Origin of the sequence: Halomonas sp. PBN3 (assembly GCF_000475415.1) — a bacterium.
GTDB classification, from domain to species: domain Bacteria; phylum Pseudomonadota; class Gammaproteobacteria; order Pseudomonadales; family Halomonadaceae; genus Halomonas; species Halomonas shengliensis.
Genome location: NZ_AXCA01000035.1, coordinates 20,155 through 42,342, shown reverse-complemented (window position 1 = coordinate 42,342; position 22,188 = coordinate 20,155). Strand labels below are relative to the sequence as shown.

At 69.5% G+C, this 22,188-nt stretch carries 19 protein-coding genes; 10 read left to right on the top strand and 9 right to left on the bottom strand.

Annotated features, from left to right (window positions below; genetic code table 11):
- Entirely contained in the window at positions 1 to 552 is a 552-nt protein-coding gene (locus Q673_RS21745; protein WP_023004745.1) for a gamma carbonic anhydrase family protein, read from the bottom strand.
- Between the two features lie 42 nt (positions 553 to 594).
- Entirely contained in the window at positions 595 to 1,935 is a 1,341-nt protein-coding gene (locus tag Q673_RS21740; protein ID WP_023004744.1) for a sodium-dependent transporter, read from the bottom strand.
- A 220-nt stretch (positions 1,936 to 2,155) separates the two neighbouring features.
- Between Q673_RS21740 and prlC the strand changes: the two genes are divergently transcribed.
- From prlC to Q673_RS21715, 5 genes are all read left to right on the top strand, one after another.
- Positions 2,156 to 4,204 (top strand): oligopeptidase A, encoded by a 2,049-nt coding sequence (gene prlC, locus Q673_RS21735; protein WP_023004743.1) that lies wholly within the window; start codon positions 2,156 to 2,158, stop codon positions 4,202 to 4,204.
- 168 nt (positions 4,205 to 4,372) lie between these two features.
- Positions 4,373 to 4,618 (top strand): YheV family putative zinc ribbon protein, encoded by a 246-nt coding sequence (locus tag Q673_RS21730; protein ID WP_023004741.1) that lies wholly within the window; start codon positions 4,373 to 4,375, stop codon positions 4,616 to 4,618.
- On the top strand, positions 4,608 to 4,811 hold the full coding sequence (locus Q673_RS21725) for a hypothetical protein (RefSeq protein ID WP_023004740.1): 204 nt from the start codon (positions 4,608 to 4,610) through the stop codon (positions 4,809 to 4,811). The genes Q673_RS21730 and Q673_RS21725 overlap by 11 nt, the downstream gene beginning before the upstream one ends.
- A 368-nt stretch (positions 4,812 to 5,179) precedes the next feature.
- Positions 5,180 to 6,151, top strand: a complete 972-nt coding sequence (locus Q673_RS21720) for a TAXI family TRAP transporter solute-binding subunit (RefSeq protein ID WP_023004739.1) — start codon at positions 5,180 to 5,182, stop codon at positions 6,149 to 6,151.
- A gap of 87 nt (positions 6,152 to 6,238) precedes the next feature.
- Positions 6,239 to 8,434: a TRAP transporter permease gene (locus Q673_RS21715; RefSeq protein ID WP_023004738.1), complete on the top strand. Its 2,196-nt coding sequence runs from the start codon at positions 6,239 to 6,241 to the stop codon at positions 8,432 to 8,434.
- Positions 8,435 to 8,545: 111 nt separating this feature from the next.
- Here Q673_RS21715 and metF read toward each other — a convergent pair whose 3' ends face one another.
- Positions 8,546 to 9,388, bottom strand: coding sequence for a methylenetetrahydrofolate reductase [NAD(P)H] (metF, locus tag Q673_RS21710; RefSeq protein ID WP_023004737.1), 843 nt, complete (start codon positions 9,386 to 9,388; stop codon positions 8,546 to 8,548).
- A gap of 167 nt (positions 9,389 to 9,555) precedes the next feature.
- Between metF and Q673_RS21705 the strand changes: the two genes are divergently transcribed.
- Positions 9,556 to 10,491, top strand: a complete 936-nt coding sequence (locus tag Q673_RS21705) for an AEC family transporter (RefSeq protein WP_023004736.1) — start codon at positions 9,556 to 9,558, stop codon at positions 10,489 to 10,491.
- A gap of 250 nt (positions 10,492 to 10,741) precedes the next feature.
- Here Q673_RS21705 and ahcY read toward each other — a convergent pair whose 3' ends face one another.
- The 3 genes from ahcY to metK all read right to left on the bottom strand — a co-directional run bounded on the left by ahcY (position 10,742) and on the right by metK (position 15,260).
- On the bottom strand, positions 10,742 to 12,151 hold the full coding sequence (gene ahcY, locus Q673_RS21700; protein WP_023004735.1) for an adenosylhomocysteinase: 1,410 nt from the start codon (positions 12,149 to 12,151) through the stop codon (positions 10,742 to 10,744).
- 77 nt (positions 12,152 to 12,228) lie between these two features.
- Positions 12,229 to 13,926, bottom strand: a complete 1,698-nt coding sequence (gene ligB, locus Q673_RS21695) for an NAD-dependent DNA ligase LigB (RefSeq protein WP_023004734.1) — start codon at positions 13,924 to 13,926, stop codon at positions 12,229 to 12,231.
- Between the two features lie 113 nt (positions 13,927 to 14,039).
- Positions 14,040 to 15,260, bottom strand: a complete 1,221-nt coding sequence (metK, locus tag Q673_RS21690) for a methionine adenosyltransferase (protein WP_023004733.1) — start codon at positions 15,258 to 15,260, stop codon at positions 14,040 to 14,042.
- Positions 15,261 to 15,525: 265 nt separating this feature from the next.
- Here metK and tkt point away from each other — a divergent pair, with 265 nt between their 5' ends.
- On the top strand, positions 15,526 to 17,520 hold the full coding sequence (gene tkt, locus Q673_RS21685; protein WP_023004732.1) for a transketolase: 1,995 nt from the start codon (positions 15,526 to 15,528) through the stop codon (positions 17,518 to 17,520).
- A gap of 57 nt (positions 17,521 to 17,577) precedes the next feature.
- Here the strand turns inward: tkt and Q673_RS21680 are convergent, their stop codons facing one another.
- The 3 genes from Q673_RS21680 to Q673_RS21670 all read right to left on the bottom strand — a co-directional run bounded on the left by Q673_RS21680 (position 17,578) and on the right by Q673_RS21670 (position 19,816).
- Positions 17,578 to 18,630, bottom strand: coding sequence for a class I fructose-bisphosphate aldolase (locus tag Q673_RS21680; protein ID WP_023004731.1), 1,053 nt, complete (start codon positions 18,628 to 18,630; stop codon positions 17,578 to 17,580).
- A gap of 302 nt (positions 18,631 to 18,932) precedes the next feature.
- Positions 18,933 to 19,325 (bottom strand): Hsp20/alpha crystallin family protein, encoded by a 393-nt coding sequence (locus tag Q673_RS21675; RefSeq protein ID WP_023004730.1) that lies wholly within the window; start codon positions 19,323 to 19,325, stop codon positions 18,933 to 18,935.
- Positions 19,326 to 19,366: 41 nt separating this feature from the next.
- The gene (locus Q673_RS21670; RefSeq protein WP_023004729.1) at positions 19,367 to 19,816 is read right to left on the bottom strand and encodes an Hsp20/alpha crystallin family protein; all 450 of its coding nucleotides are present in this window, start codon (positions 19,814 to 19,816) and stop codon (positions 19,367 to 19,369) included.
- Positions 19,817 to 19,983: 167 nt separating this feature from the next.
- Here Q673_RS21670 and Q673_RS21665 point away from each other — a divergent pair, with 167 nt between their 5' ends.
- Genes Q673_RS21665 through Q673_RS21655 form a run of 3 tightly spaced genes read left to right on the top strand, consistent with a single transcriptional unit; the run spans position 19,984 to position 22,146 of the window.
- A complete protein-coding gene (locus Q673_RS21665) occupies positions 19,984 to 20,343 on the top strand; it encodes a CidA/LrgA family protein (RefSeq protein WP_023004728.1) in 360 nt (119 codons plus the stop codon).
- On the top strand, positions 20,336 to 21,052 hold the full coding sequence (locus Q673_RS21660; RefSeq protein WP_023004727.1) for an LrgB family protein: 717 nt from the start codon (positions 20,336 to 20,338) through the stop codon (positions 21,050 to 21,052). Before Q673_RS21665 ends, Q673_RS21660 begins: the two co-directional genes overlap by 8 nt.
- Before the next feature lie 53 nt (positions 21,053 to 21,105).
- The gene (locus Q673_RS21655) at positions 21,106 to 22,146 is read left to right on the top strand and encodes a type I glyceraldehyde-3-phosphate dehydrogenase (protein WP_023004726.1); all 1,041 of its coding nucleotides are present in this window, start codon (positions 21,106 to 21,108) and stop codon (positions 22,144 to 22,146) included.
- Positions 22,147 to 22,188: the final 42 nt, after the last annotated feature.

Sequence of the window (22,188 nt, the reverse complement as noted above, 5' to 3'; positions counted from 1 at the left end):
TCACTCGGCGGCCGCCGCCAGGTACTCATCCTTGAGGCGGACATAGTTGCCGGCGGTGTAGGGGAAGAAGGCGCGCTCCTTCTCCTTGAGCGGGCGCAGCGCCTTGGCCGGGTTGCCGGCGTAGACGTGGCCGCTCTCCAGGTGCTTGCCCGGTGTCACCACCGCGCCGGCGGCGATGATCACCTCGTCCTCCACCACGGCGCCATCCATGACGATGGCCCCCATGCCCACCAGGATGCGGCTGCCCAGGGTGGCGCCATGCAGGATCGCCTTGTGGCCGATGGTGACGTCGTCGCCGATGGTCAGCGGGAAGCCACCGGGGTTGAAGTCGCTGGCATGGGTGATGTGCAGCACGCAGCCGTCCTGCACGCTGGTGCGTGCCCCGATACGGATGCGGTGCATGTCGCCGCGGATCACCGCCATGGGCCACACCGAGCTGTCGTCGCCCAGTTCCACGTCGCCCAGCACCAGGCTCGCCGGATCGATATAGACCCGCTCGCCCAGGCGCGGCTGCTTGCCCTTCCAGGGCCGGATGGCTCGGGATTCGCTCATCGTGCTCTCCTCTCGTTCGGCGCCCTGGTCGTGCGCCGGAAGTCAGATCAGGCCGGCCACCAATACTACCAGCGTCAGGGGGATGGCGACCCAGCGGGTCACCGCGCGCCATGCCACGAAGCCGCCGTCACCCACACCCAGCGCCCGGCGAGCGGTCGCCTCCGGCACCACCCAGGCGGCGAAGAGGGCGATCAGCAGGCCACCCAGGGGCAGGAAGACCTCCGGCGGGATGGTGCTGACCAGCTCGAAGCCGTTCATGCCGAACAGCGGCCGCCACTCCGCCAGGCTCGAGAAGGAGAACACCGTCAGCAGGCCCAGCAGCCACACTGCCAGGCCCACCAGGGCCGCGGCGGCGCCCCGCGGCAGGCCCAGCCCCTGCAGGGTGGCGACCATCGGCTCGGCCAGGTTGATCGACGAGGTCCAGGTGGCCAGCAGCAGCAGCAGGAAGAAGACGCTGAGCCACAGCGCCCCCCAGGGCAGCTCGGCGAAGGCGATGGGCAGGGTGACGAACATCAGCCCCGGCCCCTCTCCCGGGTCCATGCCCTGGGAGAAGACCACCGAGAAGATGGCGATGCCGGCCAGCAGCGCCACGGTGACGTCGAGCACCGCCACCGCACCCACCGCCCGCGGCAGGCTCTGGTGATCCGGCATGTAGGCGCCGTAGGCCATCAGCGCGCAGGCCCCCACCGCCAGGGTGAAGAAGGCGTGGCCCATGGCGTGCATCACCACCAGCGGGGTCACCGCCGAGAGATCCGGCTGGAACAGCCACACCAGGGCGGTGCCGAAGCCATCGGTGGTGGCGGCGTAGCCGGCCAGCAGCAGCAGCAGCAGGTAGAGCAGCGGCATCAGCAGGTTGTTGAGCCGCTCCAACCCCTTGGCCACCCCGGCGGCCACCACCAGCATGGTCATGGCCAGGAAGAGGGTGTGGTTGAAGGTCATGCGGGCAGGATCGGCGAGGAAGGCATCGAAGCCGGCGCCGATCTCGGCGGGGGCGGCGCCGCGGAAGTCGCCGTTGATGGAGGCCACCAGGAACTCGATGGACCAGCCCGAGACCACCGAGTAGAAGGAGAGGATGCAGAACACCGTGAAGGCCCCGAACAGCCCCAGCAGCCGCCAGTGGCGGCTGGCGCCGGCCGCCGCGGCCAGGTGGCCGAGGGAGCCCACCGGGCTGCGCCGGCCGGCGCGCCCCACCATGATCTCGGCCATCATCACCGGCAGCCCCAGCAGCAGCACGAAGGCCACGTAGAGCACCAGGAAGGCCGCCCCGCCGTTCTCGCCGGTGATGTAGGGAAAACGCCAGATGTTGCCCAGTCCCACCGCCGCCCCGGTCACCGCCAGGATGAAGGCGCGCCGCGTACTCCAGCGCTCCAGCGTCTCGCTCATCGTCGATTCTCCCGCCATGCGGCGTGCGGGGTCCCGCACGCATGAAAGCCAGCAAGCCTAGCAGCCCGCCCCCCGCCGGCAAACCCTCGGGGCTATCGCGGTTAGCCATGCCGCGATAGCGAAAGGCGTCGGGGACAGGTCGAAGAGGGGGCAGGCGATTGAAACTCGCCCCGCGCGCCCTCATCTTGAAGGCATCCATCCCCCCTGACCCGAGGTGCGCATGCCCCGCAATCCCCTGCTCGAGCCCCACGAGCTGCCCCCCTTCGACGCCATCCGCCCGGCGCACGTGGTGCCGGCCATCGACGAGATCCTCGCCGACAACCGTCGCGGCGTCGAGGCGCTGGTCGCACGCGCCGAACAGGCGCCGCCGGACTGGGAGAGCCTCGCCGCACCGCTGGAGTCGCTCAACGACCGCCTGTCACGCGCCTGGTCGCCGGTCTCCCACCTCAACGGCACCATGAACACCCCCGAGCTGCGCGAGGCCTACCAGGCCTGCCTGGCCAAGCTCTCCGAGTACAGCACCTGGCTCGGCCAGCACGAGGGACTGTTCCGCGCCTGGCAGGCGCTGAAGGAGGGGCCGGCCTGGGCCGGGCTGGATGACGCCCAGCGCCGCACCGTGGAGAACACCCTGCGCGACTTCCGCCTCGCCGGTGTCGACCTGCCCGCCGAGCAGAAGCGCCGCTACGGCGAGATCAAGGCACGCCTCTCCGAGCTCTCCAACACCTTCTCCAACCAGCTGCTCGACGCCACCCAGGCCTGGCACCTGGACCTCGCCGACGAGGCCCGCTTGGCCGGCCTGCCTGAGAGCGCCCTGGCCACCCTGCGCGCCAACGCCGAGGCCAAGGGCCAGGCGGGCTACCGCATCACCCTGGACTTCCCCAGCTTCTTCCCGGTGGTCACCTACGCCGACGACCGCGAGCTGCGCCGCGAGGTCTACACCGCCTTCGTCACCCGCGCCTCCGACCAGGGGCCCCACGCCGGCCAGTTCGACAACGCCCCGCTGATGGAGGAGATCCTCGCCCTGCGCCGCGAGCTGGCCGAGCTGCTGGGCTTCGCCACCTACGCCGACTACTCGCTGGCGACCAAGATGGCCGAGTCTCCGGCCGAGGTGCAGGCCTTCCTCGAGGACCTGGCCCGTCGCGCCGTGCCCCAGGCCCGGGAGGAGTTCGCCGAGCTCGAGGCCTTCGCCCGCGAGCGGCTGGGCATGGCCGAGCTGGCCCCCTGGGACGTGGGCTACGCCAGCGAGAAGCTGCGCGAGGAGCGCCACGCCATCAACGAGGAGCAGCTGCGCCCCTACTTCCCCGCCCCGCGAGTGGTGGACGGCCTGTTCCGGGTGGTGGAGCGCCTGTTCGGCGTCACCTTCGCCGAGGACGAGAGCGCGCCACGCTACCACCCCGACGTTCGCTTCTTCCGCATCCTGGAGAAGGGCGAGCCCATCGCCGGCTTCTACCTCGACCTGTATGCCCGGGAGGGCAAGCGCGGCGGCGCCTGGATGGACGAGTGCCGGGTGCGTCGCCACGAGGGCGAGACCCTGCAGCTGCCGGTGGCCTACCTCACCTGCAACTTCACCCGCCCGGTGGGCGAGCGGCCGGCGCTGCTCACCCATGACGAGGTGACCACCCTGTTCCACGAGTTCGGCCACGGCCTGCACCATATGCTGACCCGGCAGACCATCGCCGACATCTCCGGGATCAACGGCGTGGCCTGGGATGCCGTGGAGCTGCCCAGCCAGTTCATGGAGAACTACTGCTGGGAGCGCGAGGGGCTCGACCTGATCGCCGGCCACGTCGACGACGGCGCCCCGCTGCCCGCCGAGCTGCTGGAGAAGCTGCAGGCGGCGCGCAACTTCCAGTCCGCCATGGGCATGGTGCGCCAGCTGGAGTTCTCGCTGTTCGACCTGCGCCTGCACCACGAGCTGGCCGCCCCCGGTGCCGACGAGATCCAGGCGCTGCTCGACACGGTGCGCGACGCCGTCTCGGTGGTGCCGCGGGCCCCCTTCAACCGCTTCCAGAACGGCTTCGGGCACATCTTCGCCGGCGGCTATGCGGCGGGCTACTACAGCTACAAGTGGGCCGAGGTGCTCTCCGCCGATGCCTGGAGCGCCTTCGAGGAAGCGGGTATCTTCGACCCCGAGACCGGGCGGCGCTTCCGCAGCGAGATCCTCGAGCAGGGCGGCGCCCGCGACGCCGCCGACCTCTTCGAGGCGTTCCGCGGCCGCAAGCCCAGCGTCGAGCCGCTGCTGCGCCACAGCGGCATCCGCGTCGCCTGACCGCGCCACCTTCGCCCCGGCCGAGTGCCGGGGCCCACAGGAGCCCCCATGCCCGTCCAGAAACGCGTTATCGCCGGCGCCATCTGCCCGCGCTGCGCGGATAGGATCAGACACCGCATCCGCGCTGGGCTCCCCGCCTTTCCGTACCAGTAACGACAGGAAACCAGCATGCCCGTCCAGAAACGCTTTATCGCCGGCGCCATCTGCCCGCGCTGCGCCGAGATGGACCGCATCCGCAGCTGGGAGCAGAACGGCATCCGCTACCGCGAGTGCGTCAGCTGTGACTTCTTCGAGCAGCTGCCCATCGAGGAGCAGGCCGCCCCCGAGCTCGCCACCCGCGTCAACCGCCCGCGCGAGGAGGAGGAGAGTGGCGACTTCCAGACGGTGAGGATCCTCGACCCCAATGGCCGCTGAGGTGACTCGCCAGGGCGTGGTGCAGTCCAGCTCGTTGGTGACCCTGCTCGCCATGTCCTTCGTCGGTGCCGGGCTGGTCGCCCTGCCCGGCGCCATCGCCCTGCTGTTCGGCGCCAACCTCGGCACCACCACCGGCGCCTGGCGGAGCGCCTGCGCGAGCATCGCCTGGACCCCTGGCTCGCCTCCTCGCTGATGAACGACCTGCACCAGGCCACCCGCCTGATCAACGCCCTGACCGACTAGCGGCCGCCGGTGATGCCGTGGAGGCCTGGCGTGCGGATTTCCGCCCACTGTCGGACGCCCGTTGTGCGGGGTCCCGCCATCATCACGCCCGCGACCCTTCGACCAAGGTCGCATGACTCGCTTCCAGTTGACTGAAATCAAATCGGTTTCACCGCATTGGCCCGACCCTTGCGCTGCGAAGGGGCGAACGCCCTACGTTGAAAACCGCGTCCCGGTGCGGGCAGCAGGAACGGCGAGAGCTGCCAGACTGTGGGGGACTCTCCCCCGGATGCCGCACCCCGGGACATCACCAACGACAACATGCAATGGAGTCACGCCATGCGTCTTCTTTCCACCAAGCTGCTCGCCGGCACCCTGCTGGTCGCCGCCTCGGCCTCCGCTCAGGACAAGAGCGACTGGCCCGAGAGCTTCACCGTGGGCACCGCCAGCCAGGGCGGCACCTACTTCGTCTACGGCTCCGGCTGGGCCAACCTGATCGCCGATGAGCTGGGCCTCTCCGGCGGCGGCGAGGTCACCGGCGGTCCCAACCAAAACCTCGCCCTGGTGCACACTGGCGACCTGGCCCTGGGCCTGACCACCATGGGCCCCGCCGCCGAGGCCCTGGCCGGCGAGAGCCCGCTGGCCCCCGGCGTGCCGATGGACAACGTCTGCGCGCTGTTCCCGATGTACGAGACCCCGTTCTCCATCACCACCCTGGCCGACAGCGGCATCGAGTCGATCGCCGACATCCCGGACGGCGCCAGCATCGGCTTCGGCCCGGCGGCCTCCACCTCCGACACCTACTTCCCGGCCATCCTCGAGGAGCTGGGGGTCAACTTCGAGCGCCGCAACGGCGGCTGGAACGACCTGGGCGGCCAGCTGCAGGACGGCCTGATCGACGTCATCGCCTTCGCCGCCGGCATCCCGATCCCCGCGGTCAGCCAGCTCGAGGTGCAGACCGACATCAACATCATCGAGTTCACCGAGGAGGAGCAGGCCCAGGTGATCGAGGCCTTCCCGGTCTCGCCGTTCATGATCCCGGCCAGCACCTACCAGACCCTGGAGGAGGATGCCCGCGCCGTCTCCATGTGGAACTTCACCATCGCCGGCTGTGATCTGCCCGAGGACTTCGTCTACGAGATCACCAAGCTGAGCATGGAGAACAACGACAAGATGATGGACATCCACCGCAGCGCGGCCACCAGCGTGCCGGAGAACATCCAGTACAACACCGTGCTGCCCTTCCATCCCGGGGCGGTGCGCTGGTACGAGGAGAACGGCTACGAGATCCCCGACAATCTGAAGCTGTAAGCCGGCTCTTCCCCCACGCCGCCCCGGGGCGCCACGCGCTCCGGGGCGGCATGCGTCTCGCTCCGTCCCACACCCAAGGGTGTCTCCATGACCCAACGTCCCGAATCCCATGATGACGCCGTCGCCGACGACGTCATCCAGCCCATCAACGCCGAGGGCGTCGACGAGGCCGCCGTCGAGTCCAACCGGCGCCTCTACGGCGGCTGGCGCTGGCTGCTGTTCGGCGCCCTCGCCATCGCCTACTCGCTGTTCCACCTGGTCTCGCTGAACGTCTACCCGCTGGAGACCTGGTCGTTTCGTATCGTGCACATCGCCGGCGCCCTGATACTGGGCTACGGCTTCTACGCCGGCACCCGCTTCGCCGAGCATGAGCGCGAACGCTCCGCCGCCTGGCTGGGCTGGCTGAGCTACGCCCTGCTGGTGCCCGCCGGCTACGCCCTGGTGCGCACCTGGCTGATGCACCAGGCGATGAGCGACGGCGCCATGCGCATCGCCCCCGAGATCGAGGCCTGGCACTTCGGCTACCCGCTGCTGCTGGCCACCGTCGGCGGCATCCTGCTCTCCTGGGCCTACCGCCAGGTGCGCGAGACGCTCTCCCCGGCCGACCTGGTGCTGATGGTCTGCTCCCTGGCGGTGGCCGTCTACCTGCTGGTGATGTTCAACAGCCCGCTGCGCGCCTCCACCGGCACCCCCTTCGCCCCCATGGGGATCTCCTACGCGGCCATCGCCGGCTCGCTGCTGATCCTGGAGCTGACTCGGCGGGTCGCCGGCCTGGCCCTGGTGGTGATCTCGGTGATCTTCTTGGCCTACGTCTTCGCCGGCCCCTACCTGCCGGGCTTCCTGGGCTACCCGGGGCTGTCGGTGGGACGCTTCTTCAGCCAGGTCTACACCGACGCCGGCATCCTCGGGCCGACCACCGCGGTCTCCTCCACCTACATCATCCTGTTCATCATCTTCGCCGCCTTCCTGCAGGCCTCGAAGGTGGGTGACTACTTCGTCAACTTCGCCTTCGCCGCGGCCGGCCGGGCCCGCGGTGGCCCCGCCAAGGTGTCGATCTTCGCCTCGGGCCTGATGGGCATGATCAACGGCACCAGCGCCGGCAACGTGGTCTCCACCGGCTCGCTGACCATCCCGCTGATGAAGAAGGTGGGCTACCCGGCCCGCAGCGCCGGGGCGATCGAGGCGGCCGCCTCCACCGGCGGGCAGATCATGCCGCCGATCATGGGCGCCGGCGCCTTCATCATGGCCGAGGTCACCGGCATTCCCTACACCGAGATCGCCGTGGCGGCGCTGATCCCGGCGATCCTCTACTTCCTCTCGATCTACTGCATGGTGGACTTCGAGGCGGCCCGCAAGGGCATGCGCGGCATGCGCAGGGAGGAGATCCCGCAGTTCCGCCGCCTGGTCAAGCAGGTCTACCTGTTCGCGCCGATCATCATCCTGATCGTCGCGCTGTTCATGGGCTACTCGGTGATCCGTGCCGGCACCCTGGCCACCGCCTCGGCGGCCGTGGTGAGCTGGCTCTCGCCCCACAAGATGGGGGTGCGCGCGATCCTCAAGGCGCTGCAGCTGGCCGGCACCATGTCGATCCAGATCATCGCCGTGTGCGCCTGCGCCGGCCTGATCGTCGGCGTGATCGCCCTGACCGGGGTCGGCGCACGCTTCTCCTCGCTGCTGCTGGGCCTGGCCGGGGTCAGCCAACTGCTGGCGCTGTTCTTCGCCATGTGCATCTCGATCCTGCTGGGCATGGGCATGCCCACCACGGCCGCCTACGCGGTGGCCGCCTCGGTGGTCGCCCCGGGCCTGATCAGCATCGGCATCGAGCCGCTGGTGGCACACTTCTTCGTGTTCTACTTCGCGGTGGTCTCGGCCATCACCCCCCCGGTGGCGCTGGCCTCCTACGCGGCGGCGGGCATCTCCGGCGACAACGCCATGGGTACTTCGGTGGCCTCGTTCAAGATCGGCCTGGCCGCCTTCATCGTGCCCTTCATGTTCTTCTACAGCCCGGCGATGCTGATGGAGGGCTCCTGGCTGCAGATCCTGCGGGTCGGCATCACCGCGACCCTGGGCATCGTACTGCTGGCCGCCGTGGTCCAGGCCTGGTTCTTCGGCCCGGTGAAGGCCTGGCAGCGGCTGGTGATGCTGGTGGGGGCGCTGTTCATGATCTACGGCGGCATCTACACCGATGTTGCGGGACTGGCCATCGGCGCCGCGCTGTTCCTGATGCAGCGCAGGCTGCACGGCGGCGGTGGCGGCCCCTCCCCGGCTTCCGCCTCTAGCTGAGGGCCCGGCCCCGCCCAAGGCGGGGCACTGCTCCAATACAGGGAGTCCAACGCAGCGAGCCCCGTCATCTGGCGGGGCTCGCTGCGTCATGCCGGGTCGCCGCGCGCGACGTCAGCCGGCGATGTTGTCGACGATCCTGAGGCTGGGGGCGGCCTGGTTGAGGGTGTAGAAGTGCAGCCCCGGGGCGCCGCCGTCGAGCAGGCGCTGGCAGAGCCGCGAGATGACCTCCTCGCCGAAGGCGGCGATGGAGTCACTGTCGTCGCCGTAGGCCTCGAGCTGCTTGCGGATCCAGCGCGGGATCTCGGCGCCGCAGGCGTCGGAGAAGCGCGCCAGCTTGGCGTAGTTGGTGATGGGCATGATGCCGGGCACGATGGGTACCTCGACGCCCAGGGCCCGGGCCCGCTCCACGAAGTGGAAGTAGGCGTCGGCGTTGAAGAAGTACTGGGTGATGGCGAGGTTGGCCCCGGCCTTCACCTTGCGCGCGAAGTTCTCGACGTCGCGCTCGAAGCTGGGTGCCTGGGGATGCGACTCCGGGTAGGCGGCCACGGCGATCTCGAAGTAGTCGCCGGTCTCCTCGCGGATGAACTCCACCAGCTCGTTGGCGTAACGCAGCTCGCCGATGCCGCCCATGCCCGAGGGCAGGTCGCCGCGCAGTGCCACCAGGCTGTCGATGCCCTCCTCGCGGTAGCGGGCCAGCAGCTCGCGCAGCTGCCCCTTCTCGCTGCCGATGCAGGAGAGGTGCGGCGCGGTGGTGATGCCGGACTCGCGCACCCGGCGCACGGTGTCCAGGGTACGGTCCTGGGTGGAGCCGCCGGCCCCGTAGGTGACCGAGAAGAAGCGCGGCGACCGCTCGGCCAGGGCGTCGCGCACCCCGATCAGCTTCTCGCGGCCGGCCTCGGTGTTGGGCGGAAAGAATTCGAAGCTGATGCCCAGCGGGTGCTGCTGCGTGCTCATCGGGTCTCCTCATGAAGCGTCTGCATGATGGCGCCATTGTGACGCCCCGCTCCGCCGGCCACCAATGAAAGATTCGCGTTCCTGGATCGATTTCGCTCAAGTTGGCGTCGCCCCCGGCACCAGGCATCATGGGCGCCTCGATGCCAGGCCACGACAGGGAGGTGCCCATGCCGTCCATCGACCCCTCGGCCCTGATGGGCCCGCTGTGGACGCTGCTGGCCTATGTGGCCCTGGGCTGGCTGGCGGCGCGCCGCCTGGCGGTGGACCCGCGCCCGGTGGCCACTCTGCTGATCTACCTGGTGGCGCCGCTGACCTTCTTCCGCGGCCTGGTGCTGGGCGGCCCCACCCCGGCCTACCTGCTGCTGACCCTGGCCGCCTTCGCCACCGCCAGCCTGCTGGCCATCACGGTGCACCGGCTGACCCGCCGGCGCTTCGCGCCTCAGGAGAGCGCCCTGCTGGCCTTCTCCGCCGGTACCGGCAACACCGGCTACTTCGGCCTGCCGGTGGCGCTGGTGCTGCTGCCGCCGGAGGGGGTCACCCTCTACCTGTTCTGCGTGCTGGGCATCACCCTCTACGAGTTCACGGTGGGCTTCTACCTCAGCGCCCGGGGGCAGTTCTCGGTGGCCGAGAGCCTGGCCAAGATCGTGCGCCTGCCGCTGGTCTACGCCTTCCTGGCGGCGCTCGCCGTGAGCGGCCTGGGCCTCGAGGTGCCGGCGGCGGCCATGGAGGGGCTGGCGGTGTTCCCGGCGACCTACACCCTGATGGGCATGATGATCATCGGCATGACCCTGGGGCGGGTCTCGCTTCGCGAGGTGGATGCCCGCTTCATCGGCGCCTGCGTGGCGGTGCGCTGCCTGCTGTGGCCGCTGCTGGCGCTGGGGGCGGTGGTGGGGCTGGGGGCCATCGCGCCGCTATCGCGGGAGCTGGCCATGGCGATGCTGCTGCTGGGGGTGGTGCCCATGGCCGCCAACGTGGTGGTGGTGGCCATGGAACTGGGCATCGCCCCGGCCAAGGGCGCCCAGGCGGTGCTGGTCACCACCCTGGCCGCCCCGCTGCTGACCCCCTTCTACCTGACGCTGATGATACGCCTGGCTTCACTTTAAAAGGCGCCACCCAGCAGCGCAGTTGGCTCGAAGCTATTCCGGCGGCAGGCCTGCGAGGAGGCGCTGTGAACCCATCCCTGGGCGCTACCGACGCCCTGCTTCGCTCACGCGTCCCGCTCCGCTTGCAGGCCCGGTGCTGGCCATCCTTGGCCAGCCCGTTCGGAGCAGTGCTCCTCACCCCTGGCTTAGGACCTCCTCTTCGGCCTGCCCCCGGCGCTTCTCGCCAGTGGATCCACTGGCCCAGGATAAGTCAGTAACGGTAGTCGTCAGGCTTGTAGGGGCCGTCCGCCGGCACGCCGGTGTAGTCGACCTGGGCCTCGGTCATGCGGGTGATCACCCCGCCGAAGCCCTCCACCATGTAGCGGGCCACCTCCTCGTCGAGGTGGCGCGGCAGCACGCTCACCGTGAGCGCTGCGGTTTTCTCTTCGGCCGGCAGCTCGGCGAAGCGCCCCTGGTAGAGGTGCATCTGCGCCAGCACCTGGTTGGCGAAGGAGCCGTCCATCACCCGGGAGGGGTGGCCGGTGGCGTTGCCCAGGTTCACCAGGCGCCCCTCGGAGAGCAGGATCAGGTAGTCGCGGCTGGCGGGGTCGAATGTCCCCGGCTTGCTGTCACGGTAGATCTGGTGCACCTGGGGCTTCACCTCTTCCCAGTGCCAGTGGCGACGCATGTAGGCGGTGTCGATCTCGCTGTCGAAGTGGCCGATGTTGCACACCACCGCGCCGGGCTTGAGCGCCTGGAGCATGGCGGCGTCGCAGGCGTGGATATTGCCGGTGGCGGTCACCACCAGGTCGAGGCGCCCGAGCAGGGCGCGGTCGATGCTGTCGAGGCCACGGTTCTCACCGCCGACATAGGGCGAGACCACCTCGAAGCCGTCCATGCACGCCTGCATGGCACACAGCGGGTCGATCTCGGCGACCTTGACGATCATCCCCTCCTGGCGCAGCGAGGCCGCCGAGCCCTTGCCCACGTCACCGTAACCCACCACCAGCGCCTGCTTGCCGGCCAGCAGGTGGTCGGTGGCGCGCTTGATGGCGTCGTTGAGGGAGTGGCGGCAGCCGTACTTGTTGTCGTTCTTCGACTTGGTCACGGCGTCGTTGACGTTGATGGCGGGCACCCTGAGGGTGCCGGCGCGCAGCATCTCCTGCAGCCGGTGCACCCCGGTGGTGGTCTCTTCGGAGATGCCGTGGATGGCGTCGAGCAGCTCCGGGCGCTTCTCGTGGAGCAGCAGGGTCAAGTCGCCGCCGTCGTCCAGCACCAGGTTGGGGGTCCAACCGTCGGGGCCTGTCACCGTCTGCTCGATGCACCACCAGAACGCCTCCTCGGTCTCGCCCTTCCAGGCGAACACCGGGATGCCCGCGGCGGCGATGGCGGCGGCGGCGTGGTCCTGGGTGGAGAAGATGTTGCACGAGGACCAGCGCACGCTGGCGCCCAGGTCGATCAGGGTCTCGATCAGCACCGCGGTCTGGATGGTCATGTGGATGCAGCCGGCGATCCGCGCCCCGGCCAGCGGACGGGCATCGCGGTACTGCTCGCGAATCGCCATCAGCGCCGGCATCTCGGTCTCGGCGATGCGGATCTCGCGGCGTCCCCAGTCGGCGAGCGACAGATCGGCGACCTTGAAGTCCTGGGTCGTGGTCGGGGTCACGGCGGGCTGGTTCATGGGCTCACCTCGTGGATGGCGAAGGGGCAGCGAAGGGCATGCCCCTCACTATAGGCAGGGAGCCGAGGCGGCGACAATCAACGCCCGAACCCGGCCACCCCCAGATCGCCGAGCCGCTCGGCCAGGCGACGGACCTCGGGATGGGCGAAGAAGGCGACCAGCGCCGCGGCGCGCCCCGGCCCCACCCCGGGCAGGGCCGCCCACGCCTCTTCATCGTGCTCCTTCAGGGTGAGCCAATCGGCCGGCAGGGCGGCCTCCACCCCGGGCGGCGCCCCCAGCGCCTCCAGCCAGCGGGGAAAGGGCGCCTCCCTGGCCGCCGCGAAGGTCGCCACCAGCCGCTCGGCCCGCACCTCGCCGATGCCATGGGCGCGGCGCAGCGCCGCTTCGTCCAGGGCCAGCCACTCCAGCAGCCCGGTGACCAGGCCGGCCGCCACCAGCGCCTCCCAGGTGCCCGGGCCGACGCCGGCGAGATCCAGGGCCGCGGGTCCCGAGAGCCAGGCGAGCCGCGCCAGGAACTGCGCCTCGCACCCCGGTGCCGGGCGCAGGCAGCTCAGGGCGTGGTAGGCCTCGGCGTCCGGCACCGCCAGCGCCCGGCGCTCGGGGGCGTGCCAGGCCACGCCCTCCAGCCGCGGGATGGTCAGTCCCGCCAGGGCGACGATCACCTGGTCGCCGGGACGGATGTCCTGCGCCCGCCAGCTCGCCAGGGAGCCCGCGGAGACCCGGCGCAGGGTGCGCCCGGCCAGCTCCAGCGGCACCAGGTGCAACAGCGGAGTGATGCGCCCGGTACGCCCGACCGGGAAGCTCACGGCACGCACCTCGGCCAGCGCCTCGCGGGGCGGATGCTTCCAGGCCACCGCCCAGGTCGGCGGCTCTGGCTCCCAGGCCGTGCCGGGCGGGCGCGAGGCCTGGCGCAGCACCACGCCGTCGGTGGCGAAGGGCAGCGGGGAGCGGAACCACGCCCGGCGGCGACGCTTCGCCTCGGCGAGCACGGCCACCGGGTGGGTGTAGGCGGCGCTGTCGGCGAAGCCCAGCGCCGCCAGGCGTTGCAGCCGTATCGACATGTCCGCCGGGCCATCCGGCCAGTCCCAGACGAAGAGCCCGACCCGGGCCGCCTCGGCCTCATCCAGGCGCTCCCGGGCGAGCAGGCCGATGACCTCGGCACGCGCCCCGGCGTCGCCGGCCTCGGCCTGCACATGGCCCTGGAGGCGTCGGTAGAGCTCGCCCTGCAGCACGGCGTCCAAGGGCTCGGGCAGGCGCTGGGGCACCGCCGGCAGCCCGCGTACCCGGGCGGTCCAGTCCTGACCAGCCACGCCGTCGCCGCGGCTGATGGCCGCCACCAGCTCGCCGCGCCGATAGACCAGGGTCACCGCCACCCCGTCCACCTTGGGCTGGATCCAGGCGTCGTGGCGCCGTGCGAGCCAGCGTGCCACCGCCTCGGCGTCCGGTAGCTTGGTGAGTCCCGTCTGGGGGATCGGGTGGCGCGTCTCGCCGGCCGGATGGTCCATGGAAGGGGGCGAAGCCGCCGCCTCGGGCACCCGCCCGGGAAAGCAGCGTCGCCAGGTGGCGAGGCGTGAACGAGCCTGGTCGTAGACGTCGTCGCTGACCGGCGACTCGCCGCGGCGGTAGTAGGCGTCGTCCCACTCGGCCAGGCGTTCCATCAGCGCCGCGACATCGCCGGTCGAGGGCTCTCGAGGACAGGCGTCGGCGGCCCAGGTAACCGGGGCCAGCAGCCAGAGGGTGAGCCAGAGCGCGGGCAGGAAGGAAGCAGTCGGCATGGGCAGTGCCCTGCGGATTGGGCCTGTCCCCTACCATAGCAACGGGCCCCGCGCGGCGCTGCCGGCGGGGCCCGTCATTCCATGTAGGCCCTGGCCTACAGGATCACCGCGTCCTAAAGCCCGGCGGCCTGACGCAGGGCGTGGGCGCGGTCGGTCTTCTCCCAGGGGAAGGCGGTGAAGGTCTCGGTGTGCTCCTGGCCCTGGGTGTCGGTCCAGGTGTAGGAGGTCTCGAAGGGCTCGCGGCCGAAGTGGCCGTAGGCCGCGGTCAACCGGTACATCGGGTGCAGCAGGTCGAGCATGCGGGTGATGGCGTGGGGACGCAGGTCGAAGTGCTCGCGCACCAGCGCGATGATCCGCGCGTCGTCCAGCCTGCCGGTACCGAAGGTGTTGACCGAGACCGAGGTAGGCTCGGCCACGCCGATGGCGTAGGAGACCTGGATCTCGCACTTGTCGGCGAGGCCAGCGGCGACGATGTTCTTGGCCACATAGCGCCCGGCGTAGGCGGCGCTGCGGTCGACCTTGGAGGGGTCCTTGCCGGAGAAGGCGCCGCCGCCGTGGCGGGCCATGCCGCCGTAGGTGTCGACGATGATCTTGCGCCCGGTCAGGCCGCAGTCGCCCACCGGCCCGCCGATCACGAACTTGCCGGTGGGGTTGATATGGTACTTGGTCTCGGCGGAAAGCCATTCGGCGGGGATCACCTGCTCGATGATCTCGCGCCTGACCATCTTGCGCAGCTCCTGCTGGTCGATGCCCGGGTCGTGCTGGGTCGAGAGCACGATGGCATCCACCGCGCAGGGGCGCCCCTCGGCATCGTACTGGAAGGTGAGCTGGCTCTTGGCGTCCGGGCGCAGCCAGGGCAGCAGGCCGTGCTTGCGCAGCTCCGCCTGGCGCTCCACCAGGCGGTGGGCGTAGTGGATCGGCGCCGGCATGAAGCTGTCGGTCTCGTTGGTGGCGTAGCCGAACATCAGCCCCTGGTCGCCGGCGCCCTGGTCCTCGGGCTTGGTGCGATCCACACCCTGGGCGATGTCCACGCTCTGCTTGCCGATCAGGTTGAGCACGCCGCAGGTCTGGCCATCGAAGCCGACATCCGAGGAGGTGTAGCCGATGCCGGTGATCACCTCGCGCACGATCGCCTCGAGGTCGACCCAGGCGGAGGTGGTGATCTCCCCGGCGACGATCGCCACGCCGGTCTTGACCAGGGTCTCGCAGGCCACCCGTGCCTGCTTGTCGCGGGCGATGATGGCGTCGAGCACCGCGTCGGAGATCTGGTCGGCGATCTTGTCCGGGTGTCCCTCGGAGACGGATTCGGAGGTAAACAGGGAGTATTCGCTCATGGCGTCCTCGACCGTGATGGCACGGATATCACAACAAGTCACAAGAACAGGCCGCGGCGGGCCTCATATTGGGGCCAAGAGTCTACACGCTGGGCCTGCGCCCGGCATCCACGATTTGAAGCGCGCCGTCAAGTCGGCGACAATACGCCACCGACTTCGACCGCGCCGCGCCCGTCCCGCACGGCGCCCGATCCAGCCGAACCGCTCGCCCCGCCACCCCCTCGGCGAGGGCCGCACGCATATTGCCGCAGGCGAGGAGCTTTCAATGCCGTCCCGTTTCGAACTGGCCAATGCCATTCGCGCCCTCTCCATGGATGCCGTCCAGAAGGCCAAGTCAGGCCATCCCGGCGCGCCCATGGGCATGGCCGACATCGCCGAGGTGCTGTGGAACGACTACCTCAAGCACAACCCGGCCGACCCGAAGTGGCCCGACCGCGACCGCTTCGTGCTCTCCAACGGCCACGGCTCCATGCTGCTCTACTCGCTGCTGCACCTGACCGGCTACGACCTCGAGCTGGAGCAGCTTCGCAACTTCCGCCAGCTGCACTCCAAGACCCCGGGGCATCCCGAGCTCGGCTATACCCCGGGCATCGAGACCACCACCGGCCCGCTGGGCCAGGGCCTGGCCAATGCGGTGGGCATGGCGCTCGCCGAGAAGACCCTGGCGGCCCAGTTCAACCGCCCCGGCCACACCATCGTCGACCATCACACCTACTGCTTCCTGGGCGACGGCTGCCTGATGGAGGGGGTCTCCCACGAGGCCTGCTCCCTGGCCGGCACCCAGAAGCTCGGCAAGCTGATCGCCTTCTATGACGACAACGGCATCTCCATCGACGGCGAGGTCGAGGGCTGGTTCACCGACGACACCGCCAAGCGCTTCGAGGCCTACGGCTGGCACGTGGTGCCCAACGTCGACGGCCACAAGCCCGAGGAGATCCGCGCCGCCATCGAGACCGCGCGCAGCCAGGACGACAGGCCCAGCCTGATCATCTGCAAGACGGTGATCGGCTTCGGCGCCCCCAACAAGCAGGGCAAGGAGGAGTGCCACGGCGCGCCGCTGGGCGAGGACGAGGTCGCCGCCGCCCGCGAGCGGCTCAACTGGCCCCACGCCCCCTTCCACGTGCCCGAGGCGATCTACCAGGGCTGGGACGCCACCGAGGCGGGCAAGACGCGCCAGGACGAGTGGCAGGCCCGCCTCGAGCGCTACGCCGAGGCCCATCCAGAACTGGCACGCGAGTTCCAGCGTCGCATGCAGGGCAAGCTGCCCCTGGAGCTGCCCACCGAGGCAATGCTCCAGAAAGCCCAGGACGATGGCGAGAACCTCGCCTCGCGCAAGGCCTCGCTGAACTGCCTCAACACCCTGGGGCCGGAGCTGCCCGAGCTGCTCGGCGGCAGCGCCGACCTGGCGCCCTCCAACCTGACCTTCTGGGACGGCGCCCAGGCGATCACCCCCGAAACCCCGGGAGGCAACTACCTGCATTACGGGGTACGCGAGTTCGGCATGGGCGCGATCATGAACGGCATCGCGCTGCATGGCGGCTTCATTCCCTACGGCGCCACCTTCCTGATCTTCATGGAGTACATGCGCAACGCCGTGCGCATGGCCGCGCTGATGGGCCAGCAGGCCATCTACGTCTTCACCCATGACTCCATCGGCCTGGGCGAGGACGGCCCCACCCACCAGCCGGTCGAGCAGCTCACCACTCTGCGCTCGACCCCCAACCTGCTGATCTGGCGCCCCTGCGATGCCGCCGAGACCGCCGCGGCCTGGAACGCGGCGCTGAAGCGCCAGTCGGGCCCCACCGCCCTGGTGCTCTCGCGCCAGGGCCTGCCGCACCAGGCGCGCACCAAGCAGCAGCTGGCCAACATCCAGCGCGGTGGCTATGTGCTCAAGGACTGCGAGGGCACCCCCGAGCTGATCCTGATCGCCACCGGCTCCGAGGTCAGCCTGGCCATGGACGCCGCCGCCGAGCTCACCCAGCAGGGCCGGGCCGTGCGCGTGGTCTCCATGCCCTCCACCTACCGCTTCAACGGCCAGGAGGCCGAGTACCGCGAGAGCGTGCTGCCCAGGGCCGTGACCAAGCGCATCGCCATCGAGGCCAGCCACGCCGACTACTGGCACAAGTTCGTCGGCCTCGACGGGCGCATCATCGGCATGAAGAGCTACGGCGAATCCGCCCCGGCGGGCGACCTGTTCAAGCACTTCGGCTTCACCGTGGAGAACGTGGTGAAGCAGGCTCGGGAGCTGCTCGACGCCTGATCGCCTCACGGGAAACGCAAGCTAAAGGGCGCGGCCGTTCGGTCGCGCCCTTTTTGGTCAGGCGATGGTCACGTCCTTCGCCAGATAGACGTCCTGGATGGCATTGAGCAGGGCGACGCCCTCGGCCATCGGCTTCTGGAAGGCCTTGCGCCCGGAGATCAGCCCCATGCCACCGGCCCGCTTGTTGATCACCGCGGTGCGCACCGCCTCGCCCAGGTCCGAGGCGCCCTTGGCGCCGCCCCCGGAGTTGATCAACCCGGCCCGGCCCATGTAGCAGCTCGCCACCTGGTAGCGGGCCAGCTCGATGGGATGGTCCGTGGCCAGGGTATCGTAGACCCGGTCGTGGGTATGACCGAAGCCGACGGCCCGATAGCCGCCGTTGGTCTCCGGCAGCTTCTGCTTGACGATATCCGCCTTGAGGGTCGCCGCCAAGTGATTGGCCTGGCCGGTCAGGTCGGCGGCCACATGGTAGTCGGTGCCCTCCTGTTTGAAGGCGGGGTTGCGCAGGTAGGCCCAGAGCACCGTGACCATGCCCAGCTCATGGGCCCGCTGGAAGGCGGCGCTGATCTCCATGATCTGGCGGCGGCTCTCGTGGGAGCCGAAGTAGATGGTTGCCCCAACCGCCACGCAGCCCATGTCGAAGGCCTGCTCGACCTCGGCAAACAGTGTCTGATCGTAGATCGCCGGGTGGCTCAACGACTCGTTGTGGTTGAGCTTGAGCATCATCGGGATCCTGTGGGCATAGCGGCGCGCCACCGAGCCGAGTACACCCAGGGTCGAGGCCACGCCGTTACAGCCGCCCTCGATGGCCAGCTCGACGATGTTGGCCGGATCGAAATAGCGCGGATTGGGAGCGAACGAGGCGCCACCGGAGTGTTCGATGCCTTGATCCACCGGCAACAGGCTCAGGTAGCCGGTACCACCGAGACGCCCATGGTTGTAGAGCGCCTGCAGGTTGCGCAACACCGCCGGCGGGCGATCACTTGCCGATACGACGCGATCGACGAAGTCAGGTCCCGGCAGGTGAAGGCTGTCGCGGGGCACGCCTTGACAAGTATGGCCGAGCAGATCGTCGGCATCATCGCCCAACAGCTTCGCAATATCGGTCATGGTGTTCCTCTCCTTGGATATTGGATGGCCTTGGTGAATCCAGCGTATGTCGACCTGGTTGGCGGCGAGTCGAGTGCATGGCTCCTTCCATCCTAGTGGATTCAGATGTAGCCGTGGATACCATCTGTGTCGAAGGCCCGTGTAGAAAGTCCGTGCCGAAGGCTCGTTTCAAGGGCCGGCTGGAAGACGTAAGCGTTCTGGTCAGAGGGTAAAGGAGGGGATACCAGCGCACAAAATCGGGGGCACAGCGAAAGGTGGCGCCTTGACTGGGCAAGGCCAAGGCGCCTGGCCTGGTTGGCCGCTCAGGCGGCCTGGATCTCGATCCTGCGCCGACGGTGCGTCTCTTTCTTGGGCAGGACCAGGTGAAGCACGCCATTGTCGATGCGAGCCTCGATGGCATCGCTATCGATCTCATGGCTCAGCGTGAAGCGCCGTGCGTAGCGTTGGGCGCGTACCTCGGCATAGATGGCCGTGAGGGCCTCCGGCATGTCGATGGCCACGTCCCCTTCCAGGCTCAACACATTGTTGTCGACCTCTATACGCAGGCTTTCACGTGTCACGCCCGGCATGTCGGCGAGGATATGCAGGGCATTGCCCTCCTCGAAGATATCCACTGCAGGCAACAGGCTATCGGCGCGCTGGGTGCGCTGGGTCGCCTCCGGCAGGCTGGCGTCTCGACGCGTGATATCGTTCATGACCATTACCTCCTTTTTCAGCGGAACTCGTTGACTCGGGATTACGCGGCCTTGACCTCGATACGCCGCGGCTTGAGCTCCTCGCGCTTGGGCAGCACGACCTCGCATACGCCGTCGCGGAAGCGCGCCTCGGCGCGGTCGATGTCGAGCCCCTGGGGTAGTGCCACCGCGCGACGGAAGTCACCGTGGAAACGCTCCTGGCGAAAGTGCGTGCGCCCCTCGCCCGCCTCCGGCGCCGCACGATGCCCGGCCACGGTCAGCACATTGTCCTGAAGGCTCACCTCGAGCGCCTCGGCATCAAGCCCGGGCGCGAACACATAGACCCGCACCGCATCGTCGGTACGCCCGACATTGATCAGCGGGAAGCTGCCACGTGGCACCGAGCGGATATCGGCGGCACCGGCCTCGGGCAGCATGTCCTCCATCCATTGCCGGAACCACTCCAGGCCCTGGGGGCGGCCGGTCTCGAAACGCCTGAGATCTCCGAACATCACGAACACCTCCTACGCAGATTGACCTCACGGGATAGACGGGGGAGCGCCTCGACGGCTGACATCGCCCCGGTAATCTGCACAATAGGAGCGCTTCGACGCTTTTCAAGGGCCCTGCGTCGCCCTTCCGCCCCCATCTCGATCGCTCTTCACACAAGGACGAGCCCATGCCCGCACTGCGCGGTTTCCTCTGGCTGATCGGCTTCCTGCTGCTCGGCGAGGTCCTGATCACCCTCACCGGCCTGCCCGTCTCCGCCGGCGTCGTCGGCATGCTCGCGCTTACCGCCTGGCTGGTCCTCCACGGCGGCGGCTTCGACGACATCGCCGCCGCGGCTAGACCGCTGATCGCCGTGCTGGCGCTGCTGATCATGCCCGGGGTGGTGGGGATCTTCTTCATGCTCGACGAGCTGGCCGGCCAGCTGACCGCGATCCTCGCCGCCCTGCTGCTGGGCACCCTGCTCAGCGTCTTCACCACCCTGTGGCTGCTGCGCCGCCTGGTGGGCGACGAGGGCCAGCGCGATGCCTGAGCTGCTCGATCATCTGATGGCCTCCCCGCTGGCCGCCGTGGCGCTGACCCTGGCCGCCTATTTCGCCGGCGAGCGATTGTTCCGCGCTGCTCGGGCCCCCGCCTGGTGCCCGCCGATCCTGGTCGCCGCGCTCCTGCTGGCGGGGGTGCTGGCGCTGCTCGCCATCGACTACGCCGACTACCGTCGCGGCGCCGGCTGGCTGATGCTGCTGCTGGGGCCCGCCACGGTGGCGCTGGGCCTGCCGCTCTACCAGCAGATGGGCCATGTCCGCGCCCTGTGGCGACCGCTGCTGCTCTGCCTGCCCATCGCCGCCACCATGGCCGCCCTCTATGCGGTAGGCATCGCCTGGGTGATGGGGGCCCCCGCCGAGATCCTCGCCTCGCTGGCCCCCAAGTCGGTCACCGCCCCCATCGCCATCGGCATCACCGAGCGCCTCGGCGGCTCGGTGCCGCTGATGATGGGCGGCCTGCTGGTCACCGGGGTGGCGGCGATCGCTGCCGTGGGCCTCACGGCCCGCTGGCTCGGCATCCAGGACGAACGCCTGCTGGGCCTGGCGCTGGGCATCAACGGTCACGCCCTGGGCACGGTGCGCGCCTTCGAGATCGGTCCCACCGCCGGTGCCTTCGCCTCGCTGGGCATGAGCCTCACCGGCATCCTGACTGCCCTGCTGCTTCCGCTGGCCTGGCGCCTGCCGGGACTCGTCGGCTGAAATGCGCTAGAATCGCCGGTTCTCGAGAGCCCAAGGGGGAGACCCTCACCGCCATGGCCCATCGCATCGCCATCAACGGCTACGGCCGCATCGGCCAGTGCGTGCTGCGCGCGCTCATCGAGCAGCAGGCGGCCGGCCACGACACTCCTCCCCTCGAGGTGGTGGCGATCAACGAGCTCTCGGACCTGGCGACCATCGCCTACCTGACCCGCTACGACACCACCCATGGACGCTTTCCCGGCACGGTGACGGCCGAGGGCGACCGGCTGGTCGTCAACGGCCAACCGATCCGGGTGCTCTCCAAGGCCGACCCCGACCGCCTGCCCTGGGCGGAGCTGGGCATCGACCTGGTGCTGGAGTGTTCCGGCAGTTTCCGGGACCGCGCCACCGCCGCGCGCCACCTGGCCGCCGGCGCCGGCCGCCTGCTGTTCTCCCAGCCCGCCGAGAACGACGTCGACGCCACCATCGTCACCGGCATCAACGACCACGAGCTGGCCCCCGCCCAGCGCATCGTCTCGGCCGCCTCCTGCACCACCAACTGCCTGGTGCCGGTGCTCACCGTGCTCGACGAGGCGCTGGGCATCGAGCATGGCGTCACCACCACCATCCACTCGGCGATGAACGACCAGCCGGTGATCGACGCCTACCACCAGACCGACCTGCGCCTGACCCGCTCCGCCATGCACTCCATCGTGCCGGTGGACACCGGCCTGGCGCGGGGCATCAACCGCCTAATGCCGCACCTGGCCGGGCGCTTCGAGTGCCTGCACGTGCGCGTGCCCACCATCAACGTCTCGGCCATGGACCTGGCCATCACGGTGAGGCGCGACACCAGCGCCGCCGAGGTCAACGCCCTGCTCGCCGAGGCCAGCCGCGGGCGCCTGGCCGGGCGGCTCGGCTATACCGAGGAGCCCATGGCCTCGGTCGACTTCAACCACGATCCGCGCTCCGGTATCGTGGACGCCACCCAGACCCGGGTGGCCGGCGGCCGCCTGCTCAAGCTTCTGTGCTGGTTCGACAACGAGTGGGGCTTCGCCAACCGCATGCTCGATGTCGCCCGGCGCCTGGCGGCCCTGCCGCCCGCTACCCCCTGAGCCTTCGCCCAACAGTTACGGACCCAGGTTTCCAGATGAGGA

Coding starts and splice junctions, on each gene's coding strand:
- Q673_RS21655 (WP_023004726.1), top strand. CDS start 21,106: ATGGCCCATCGCATCGCCATCAACGGCTACGGCCGCATCGGCCAGTGC.
- prlC (WP_023004743.1), top strand. CDS start 2,156: ATGCCCCGCAATCCCCTGCTCGAGCCCCACGAGCTGCCCCCCTTCGAC.
- ligB (WP_023004734.1), bottom strand. CDS start 13,926: ATGCCGACTGCTTCCTTCCTGCCCGCGCTCTGGCTCACCCTCTGGCTG.
- Q673_RS21725 (WP_023004740.1), top strand. CDS start 4,608: ATGGCCGCTGAGGTGACTCGCCAGGGCGTGGTGCAGTCCAGCTCGTTG.
- Q673_RS21720 (WP_023004739.1), top strand. CDS start 5,180: ATGCGTCTTCTTTCCACCAAGCTGCTCGCCGGCACCCTGCTGGTCGCC.
- Q673_RS21715 (WP_023004738.1), top strand. CDS start 6,239: ATGACCCAACGTCCCGAATCCCATGATGACGCCGTCGCCGACGACGTC.
- Q673_RS21740 (WP_023004744.1), bottom strand. CDS start 1,935: ATGAGCGAGACGCTGGAGCGCTGGAGTACGCGGCGCGCCTTCATCCTG.
- tkt (WP_023004732.1), top strand. CDS start 15,526: ATGCCGTCCCGTTTCGAACTGGCCAATGCCATTCGCGCCCTCTCCATG.
- ahcY (WP_023004735.1), bottom strand. CDS start 12,151: ATGAACCAGCCCGCCGTGACCCCGACCACGACCCAGGACTTCAAGGTC.
- Q673_RS21665 (WP_023004728.1), top strand. CDS start 19,984: ATGCCCGCACTGCGCGGTTTCCTCTGGCTGATCGGCTTCCTGCTGCTC.
- Q673_RS21680 (WP_023004731.1), bottom strand. CDS start 18,630: ATGACCGATATTGCGAAGCTGTTGGGCGATGATGCCGACGATCTGCTC.
- Q673_RS21670 (WP_023004729.1), bottom strand. CDS start 19,816: ATGTTCGGAGATCTCAGGCGTTTCGAGACCGGCCGCCCCCAGGGCCTG.
- Q673_RS21675 (WP_023004730.1), bottom strand. CDS start 19,325: ATGAACGATATCACGCGTCGAGACGCCAGCCTGCCGGAGGCGACCCAG.
- Q673_RS21705 (WP_023004736.1), top strand. CDS start 9,556: ATGCCGTCCATCGACCCCTCGGCCCTGATGGGCCCGCTGTGGACGCTG.
- Q673_RS21745 (WP_023004745.1), bottom strand. CDS start 552: ATGAGCGAATCCCGAGCCATCCGGCCCTGGAAGGGCAAGCAGCCGCGC.
- Q673_RS21660 (WP_023004727.1), top strand. CDS start 20,336: ATGCCTGAGCTGCTCGATCATCTGATGGCCTCCCCGCTGGCCGCCGTG.
- metK (WP_023004733.1), bottom strand. CDS start 15,260: ATGAGCGAATACTCCCTGTTTACCTCCGAATCCGTCTCCGAGGGACAC.
- Q673_RS21730 (WP_023004741.1), top strand. CDS start 4,373: ATGCCCGTCCAGAAACGCTTTATCGCCGGCGCCATCTGCCCGCGCTGC.
- metF (WP_023004737.1), bottom strand. CDS start 9,388: ATGAGCACGCAGCAGCACCCGCTGGGCATCAGCTTCGAATTCTTTCCG.